The sequence below is a fragment of the Actinomadura sp. genome (assembly GCF_044508335.1).
Taxonomy (GTDB): Bacteria; Actinomycetota; Actinomycetes; order Streptosporangiales; family Streptosporangiaceae; genus Spirillospora.
The window spans coordinates 98,895-106,695 of sequence record NZ_JBIQHY010000007.1 but is presented as its reverse complement, the minus strand read 5'-3'; the positions used below and the strand labels follow the sequence as shown (position 1 = coordinate 106,695).

The window sequence follows — 7,801 nt, the reverse complement described above, 5'->3', positions numbered from 1 at the left end:
GCGGCACGACCCGCCCCCCGGGGCCGTAGCATCGGAGACGTGACGAACAGCGCGCCCCCGACCCAGGGCAGGACACCGGCCGGAGGCCCCGGCCACGACGACGGCCGCACCCCGCGGCCCGGACTCTCCATGGGCCGCGTCCTCGGCATCCCCCTCTACGTCTCACCCTCCTGGTTCATCGTCGCCGTCCTCGTCACCGTCATGTTCGAAGGCCAAGTCCACGACGTCGTCGCCCGCCCCCTCAGCTACCTCGTCGCCTTCACCTACGCCGTCCTCCTCTACGGCTCCGTCTTCGTCCACGAACTCAGCCACGCCGTCACCGCCCGCATCTTCGGACTCCCCGTCCGCTCCGTCACCCTCCACGTCCTCGGCGGCGAGACCTCCATCGAACGCGAAGCCCCCACCCCCGGCCGCGAATTCCTCATCGCCTTCGCCGGACCCCTCACCAACCTCGTCCTCGCCGGCCTCGGCCTCCTCGCCCACGCCGCCCTCGCCCTCCCCGACGTCGCGCTCCTCCTCCTCGAAGCCCTCACCTTCGCCAACCTCCTCGTCGGCCTGTTCAACCTCCTGCCCGGCCTCCCCCTCGACGGCGGACGCCTCGTCCGCGCCGCCGTCTGGAAGGCCACCGGACGCAGCCGCAGCGGCGCCATCATCGCCGGCTGGGTCGGCCGCGCCGTCGCCATCGGCTGCCTCATCGCCGGCGCCTACCTCGCCACCTACACCACCACCGCCGACGACGGCGGCATCGGCTGGCTCGCCCTCCTCTGGTCCGCCCTCATCGCCTCCTTCATCTGGGTCGGCGCCACCCAGGCCATCCGCGCCGAACGCGTCCGCGACCGCATCCCCCTGCTGTCCGCCCGCGCCCTCGCCCGCCGCGCCACCCTCGTCACCGCCGACACCCCACTCGCCGAAGCCGTCCGCCGCGCCCACGCCGACCACGCCGGCGCCATCGTCATCGCCGACCACGACGGCCGCCCCCTCGGCCTCGTCAACGAGAAGGCCGTCACCGCCACCCCCGAGCACCGCCGCCCCTGGATCACCGCCGGCGAACTGTCCCGCGGCCTCCACGACGACCTCACCCTCCCCGCCGACATCGCCGGCGACGACCTCCTCGACGCCCTCCGCCGCGCCCCCGCCTCCGAATACCTCCTCGTCGAACCCGACGGCCGCGTCTACGGCGTCCTCGCCGTCAGCGACGTCGACCGCGCCTTCAGCGGCATCTGAACCCGACCGCCCGGGCCGCGCCCCGGCCCCACCGCCGCGGTCCGGCCCGCCCGCACCCGCCGATAGCCTTGACCTCCATGAGCGAACCCCAGCCCGACGGACCCGCCCCCGCACCCGGCCGCATCCCCCACGGCCCCTTCCGCCCAGGCGACCAGGTTCAGCTCACCGACCCCAAAGGCCGCATCAACACCATCACCCTGCAACCCGGCAAGCTCTACCACTCCCACAAGGGCTCCGTCCCCCACGACGACATCATCGGCAGCCCCGAAGGCAGCGTCTTCCGCTCCACCGGCGGCACCGAATACCTCGCCTTCCGCCCCCTCCTCGCCGACTTCACCCTCCGCATGCCCCGCGGCGCCGCCGTCGTCTACCCCAAGGACGCCGCCCAGATCATCGCCATGGCCGACATCTTCCCCGGCGCCCGCGTCATCGAAGCCGGCGCCGGATCCGGCGCCCTCACCTGCTCCCTCCTGCGCGCCGTCGGCGAACACGGCCTCGTCTCCTCCTACGAACGCCGCCCCGACTTCGCCGACATCGCCCGCGGCAACGTCGAGAAGTTCTTCGGCGGCCCCCACCCCGCCTGGCGCCTCACCGTCGGCTCCCTCGAACACGCCCTCACCGAAACCGACGTCGACCGCGTCGTCCTCGACATGCTCGCCCCCTGGGAGACCCTCGACGCCGTCGCCAAAGCCCTCGTCCCCGGCGGCCTCGTCTGCGCCTACATCGCCACCACCACCCAGATGTCCCGCATCGTCGAAGACCTCCGCGCCCACGGCAACTTCGCCGAGCCCTACGCCTTCGAGACCCTCCTCCGCTCCTGGCACGTCGACGGCCTCGCCGTCCGCCCCGACCACCGCATGGTCGGCCACACCGGCTTCCTCGTCACCGCCCGCCGCCTCGCCGACGGCGTCACCCCGCCCGCCCGCCGCCGCCGCCCCGCCAAAGGCGCCCACCCCGCCCCCGGCGGCGGCCCGCCCGGCGACCGCGGCGCCACGCCCGGGCGACCCCCCGCGCCATAGATCACACCCCCGCCGCTCCCTCCCGACGTCACCCACCGTCACCTGCGCCCGCCGCCGCCCGCCGCCACCGGCCGCCCCGCACCGCGACGCGCCGCACCCGCCACCCGCGACCCGGAGACACACCCCACATCCACCGAACTCGGCAAACCCCCCGCCACGACACGCCCGAACCCGAGAACCCCCAGGTCCAAGGCCCGTAACCCCCCGACCCGCACCACCCCCGCAGCGCCCCTCCCAACCCCCCGGGAAGACCCCCGCACGACACGAACACCGAATGGGCAGGTTACGGAAGCCCTCCAGATAGGTAGGGTCTCAGTAGGTCGTCGGCTCTCTTCGTGAGGAGGTGACGGGGCGTGGCCGCTCGTGACGATGCTGGGGCGCGCAGGGCGCAGCACGAAAAGGAGGTCAAGGACCTCCAAACGCAGATCTCCTTCCTGGAGGAGGAGATCTCCGTGCTGCGCCGCAAGCTCGCGGAATCCCCGCGCCAAGTACGCGTACTGGAAGAACGCCTCCATGAGGCACAGGCGAACCTGGCCGCCGTAACCGGCCAGAACGAGCGACTCGTAGCGACCCTCAAAGAGGCTCGCGAACAGATCGTGGCGCTCAAGGAGGAGGTCGACAGGCTCGCACAACCACCGTCCGGATTCGGCGTCTTCCTCGAAGCGCGCGACGACGGAACGGTCGACATCTTCACCGGCGGACGCAAACTCCGCGTGAACGTCAGCCCCGCCGTCGACATCGACGAACTCCAGCGCGGCCAAGAGGTCATGCTCAACGAGGCCCTCAACGTCGTCGAAGCACTCGACTTCGAAGAGCAGGGCGAAGTCGTCATGCTCAAGGAGCTCTTCGACGACGGCGAACGCGCCCTCGTCATCGCGCACGCCGACGAGGAACGCGTCGTCAAACTCGCCGAGCCGCTCCGCGGAGTCCCCCTCCGCGCCGGCGACTCCCTCATGCTCGAACCCAGGTCCGGCTACGCCTACGAGAAGATCCACAAGGCCGAAGTCGAAGAACTCGTCCTCGAAGAGGTCCCCGACATCTCCTACGACGAGATCGGCGGCCTCGGCTCCCAGATCGAAATGATCCGCGACGCCGTGGAACTTCCCTACCTGCACGCCGACCTCTTCCGCGAGCACCAGCTCCGGCCCCCCAAGGGCGTCCTCCTCTACGGACCCCCCGGATGCGGCAAGACCCTCATCGCCAAGGCCGTCGCCAACTCCCTCGCCAAACAGGTCGCCGAGAAGACCGGCCAGGAAGGCAAGAGCTTCTTCCTCAACATCAAGGGCCCCGAGCTCCTCAACAAGTACGTCGGCGAGACCGAGCGGCACATCCGCCTCGTCTTCCAGCGCGCCCGCGAAAAGGCGTCCGCCGGAACCCCCGTCATCGTCTTCTTCGACGAGATGGACTCCATCTTCCGCACCCGCGGCTCCGGCGTCTCCTCCGACGTCGAGAACACCATCGTCCCGCAGCTCCTCAGCGAGATCGACGGCGTCGAAGGCCTGGAGAACGTCATCGTCATCGGCGCCTCCAACCGCGAGGACATGATCGACCCCGCGATCCTGCGCCCCGGCCGCCTCGACGTCAAAATCAAGATCGAACGGCCCGACGCCGAAGCCGCCAAGGACATCTTCTCCAAGTACATCCTCACCGGACTCCCGCTCCACCCCGACGACCTCAAGGAGCACGGCGGCTCCGAAGAGGCCACCGTCGAGGCCATGATCCAGCGGACCGTCGAGCGCATGTACACCGAAAGCGAAGAGAACCGCTTCCTGGAGGTCACCTACGCCAACGGCGACAAGGAAGTCCTCTACTTCAAGGACTTCAACTCCGGCGCGATGATCCAGAACATCGTCGACCGCGCCAAGAAGATGGCCATCAAGCAATACCTCGACACCGGCCAGAAAGGCCTCCGCGTCAGCCACCTCCTCGCCGCCTGCGTCGACGAGTTCAGCGAGAACGAAGACCTGCCCAACACCACCAACCCCGACGACTGGGCCCGCATCTCCGGCAAGAAGGGCGAACGGATCGTCTACATCCGCACCCTCGTCTCCGGCACCAAGGGCGCCGAAGCCGGACGGTCCATCGACACCGTCGCCAACACCGGCCAGTACCTGTAACGCCCCGCACCATGACGGCAACCGCGCGGCGGCCCCCCGGACGGGAGGCCGCCGCGCGCGCCGGCCGCGCCGCCGCCCCGGCGCGCCGCGCCACGCCCCCCGATGCGGCCCTGTCCCGTCGCCCCACCCCCGCCGCCCCGATAGGCTCGACGATATGAGTGTTCGGCGGGTGATGGGCATCGAGACCGAGTACGGCATCTCCGTGCCCGGGCAACCAGGGGCCAACGCGATGGTGACCTCCTCCCAGGTGGTCAACGCCTACCTCGCGGCATCGGCGGCGCGCGCCCGCAGGGCCCGCTGGGACTTCGAAGAGGAGAACCCCCTCCGCGACGCCCGCGGCTTCGACCTCGCCCGCGAGGTCGCCGACCCCACCCAGCTCACCGACGAGGACCTCGGCCTCGCCAACGTCATCCTCACCAACGGCGCCCGCCTCTACGTCGACCACGCCCACCCCGAGTACTCCGCACCCGAGTGCACCAACCCCCGCGACGCCGTCATCTGGGACAAGGCCGGAGAACGCGTCATGGCCGACGCCGCACAGCGCGCCGCCATGGTCCCCGGCACCCACCCCATCCAGCTCTACAAGAACAACACCGACAACAAGGGCGCCTCCTACGGCTGCCATGAGAACTACCTCATGCGCCGCGAGACCCCCTTCGCCGACATCGTCCGGCACCTCACCCCCTTCTTCGTCTCCCGCCAGGTCGTCACCGGCGCCGGCCGCGTCGGCATCGGCGTCGACGGCCGCGGCGACGGCTTCCAGATCAGCCAGCGCGCCGACTTCTTCGAAGTCGAAGTCGGCCTGGAGACCACCCTCAAACGCCCCATCATCAACACCCGCGACGAACCCCACGCCGACCCCGAGAAGTACCGGCGGCTCCACGTCATCATCGGCGACGCCAACATGGCCGAGCTGTCCACCTACCTCAAGCTCGGCACCACCTCCCTCGTGCTCGCCATGATCGAGGACGGCTTCCTCACCGTCGACCTGTCCGTCGACATGCCCGTCGCCGCCCTGCGCGCCGTCTCCCACGACCCGTCCTGCAAGCACCTGCTCACCCTCCGCGACGGTCGCAAGATGACCGCCGTCCAGCTCCAGATGGAGTACCTCGAGCAGTCCCGCAAGTACGTCGAGGACCGCTTCGGCGCCGACGTCGACGAGATGACCAAGGACGTCCTCGACCGCTGGGAGTCCGTCCTGCACCGCCTCGGCGACGACCCCATGCAGCTGTCCCGCGAGCTCGACTGGGTCGCCAAGCTCGCCCTCCTGGAGGGCTACCGCACCCGCGACGGCCTCGACTGGTCCCACCCGCGCCTGCACCTCGTCGACCTGCAGTACGCCGACATACGGCCCGACAAGGGCCTCTACAACCGGCTCGTGAGCCGCGGCCGCATCGAGCGCTTCGTCACCGAGGCCGAGGTCGAGGCCGCGATCGACGACCCGCCCGAGGACACCCGCGCCTACTTCCGCGGCCGCTGCCTGCGCCAGTACGCCGACTCCGTCGCCGCCGCGTCCTGGGACTCCGTCATCTTCGACGTCCCGGGCCGGGAGTCCCTCCAGCGCGTCCCGACCCTGGAGCCCCTGCGCGGCACCAGGCAGCACGTGGGCGCCCTCCTGGACCGCTGCCGCACGGCCGCCGACCTGGTGGCCACCCTGACCGGGCAGAGCTGACGCACGGCCTCGAGGGCCGGGCGGCGCACAAGCGCCGCCCGGCCCCTTTTTTGCTTCCATTGGATAGTGTCACTATCGAGCCCTATCACCCTCGCTGACCTGCGCTAACGGGCCAGGTCTCGGTTTCGTGACCGCTATGCCCGTTTCGCTGGTCGGCGGACCGGCGATAACCCGAGCATGCCCCCGGTCCTGGGGTCGGAGGCGGCGAAACGGACCTTCAAGATCCGCTCGCCGGCGAAGATCCCGGCTAGGGTCGGAGGCACCGGCAGAGCGGAGGTACGGAATGGCCACAAAGGACACCGGCGGTCAGAAGCAGACCACCCGGCGCACGGAAGAGGTCGAGGAGACCGAGGCCACGACGACCGAGGACGTCCAGGAGCGGCAGGAGAAGCTCACTGACGACGTCGATTCGATTCTCGACGAAATTGATGAAGTCCTTGAGGAAAATGCGGAGGAATTCGTCCGTGGTTTTGTCCAAAAGGGCGGGGAATAAACAATAAATCCGGACATGTCCGATTCGGTCAAGAATCGAGCAGTCTCCTCGGCCTAGAAAACTCCAGATGCGGTAAAGCATGGGCGGGACTGGTAAAGTCCCGCCCATGCGTGTGAAGCAATGCCGCGACTGCGGCAAAACGAAACCCGTGACCGAGTTCTGGAAACGGAAAGCTTCCCCGGACGGCCTCGCTCTGTACTGCAGGGAGTGCTTCGGTCTCCGCAACGCGGCGTCGTACCGGGGAAAGCAGGCGGTCCAGGGGAAAAAGGTCCGATCCTATCGAAGGCGCTCGGCAGTTCCGGAGGGGATGAAATACTGCCCTAGGTGCGAAACGATCAAGAAGGTCGACGAGTTCGGGAGTAATCGCTCTCGTAAGTCCGGACTGTCTGCATATTGCAAGCCCTGCCACAACATGGTGATCGCCGAGCACAAGCAAGTGAAGTACGGCGGCGAGCGCAACTTCCTGCTCAAGCTCCGGTACGGCGTGACGGAGCAGGAGGTGGCGCAAATGATCGCCGAGCAGGGCGGCGTCTGCGCGATCTGCTTGCGAGGCGAGGCGAAGCACGTCGACCACAGCCACCTCACCGGCCTGGTCCGCCGGATCCTGTGCTTCAAGTGCAACGGCGGCCTCGGCCAGTTCCATGACGACCCGCAGGTGCTCCGCCTGGCGGCGGACTACCTGGAGCTGCGCGGCTCGCACGCCCGGCGCATGCGGCTCGAGATCGGCACTCCGGTCTTGGGAGGCCTGCACCGGGTCCGCTCGGATCCGTTCCGGCCGGCTCGCGGGAACAGCGTGCAGTCGGCGGGGCAGTACCACCCGCGCCGGAGGCGCGGGATCAACGACGAGGCCAGGGAGTGGCTCCTCAAGGTGCGGGTCGGCCTCTGCGCCGTGTGCTCGGACTTCCCCGGCGAGCACGTCGACCACGACCACGAAACGGGAGCGGTGCGCGGCCTGGCGTGCTTGAACTGCAACACGGGAATGGGGCAGCTCCGCGACGACCCGATCGCGTTGCGCCGCGCGGCCGACTACGTGGAGGGGCGGCTCGTCCGGACGGTGGCCACTGAGGACGGCGGTACGAGGCTGTCTCTGACCGTCCCGGACGTCGACCCTGCGACGGTCCCGAAGGGCGGCTGGAAGGAGTTCTGGGAGCAGGACGGCGAGTACCGCAAGGCGACGCTGCCGTTCGACGAGGAGCTCGACATGCCGACGTGGGACGACTCCGACCCGGACGGCGCCTGGGCGCCGTCCTGAGAGCGCACGGGGCCCGGCAGGGGG

6 protein-coding genes are annotated in these 7,801 nt (G+C 69.5%); all 6 read left to right on the top strand.

Annotated features, from left to right (window positions below):
• The first annotated feature begins 39 nt into the window (after positions 1–39).
• Positions 40–1,224, top strand: a complete 1,185-nt coding sequence (locus ACIWVC_RS04975; protein ID WP_396453850.1) for a M50 family metallopeptidase — start codon at positions 40–42, stop codon at positions 1,222–1,224.
• A 77-nt stretch (positions 1,225–1,301) separates the two neighbouring features.
• Positions 1,302–2,243: a tRNA (adenine-N1)-methyltransferase gene (locus ACIWVC_RS04970; protein WP_396446736.1), complete on the top strand. Its 942-nt coding sequence runs from the start codon at positions 1,302–1,304 to the stop codon at positions 2,241–2,243.
• A 353-nt stretch (positions 2,244–2,596) separates the two neighbouring features.
• The gene (arc, locus tag ACIWVC_RS04965; protein WP_396453849.1) at positions 2,597–4,360 is read left to right on the top strand and encodes a proteasome ATPase; all 1,764 of its coding nucleotides are present in this window, start codon (positions 2,597–2,599) and stop codon (positions 4,358–4,360) included.
• Positions 4,361–4,514: 154 nt separating this feature from the next.
• On the top strand, positions 4,515–6,032 hold the full coding sequence (gene dop / locus ACIWVC_RS04960; protein ID WP_396446739.1) for a depupylase/deamidase Dop: 1,518 nt from the start codon (positions 4,515–4,517) through the stop codon (positions 6,030–6,032).
• 283 nt (positions 6,033–6,315) lie between these two features.
• Complete coding sequence (locus ACIWVC_RS04955; protein WP_344274853.1) at positions 6,316–6,525, top strand: ubiquitin-like protein Pup; 210 nt, start codon at positions 6,316–6,318, stop codon at positions 6,523–6,525.
• A 412-nt stretch (positions 6,526–6,937) separates the two neighbouring features.
• Entirely contained in the window at positions 6,938–7,777 is an 840-nt protein-coding gene (locus ACIWVC_RS04950) for an endonuclease VII domain-containing protein (protein WP_396446740.1), read from the top strand.
• Positions 7,778–7,801: the final 24 nt, after the last annotated feature.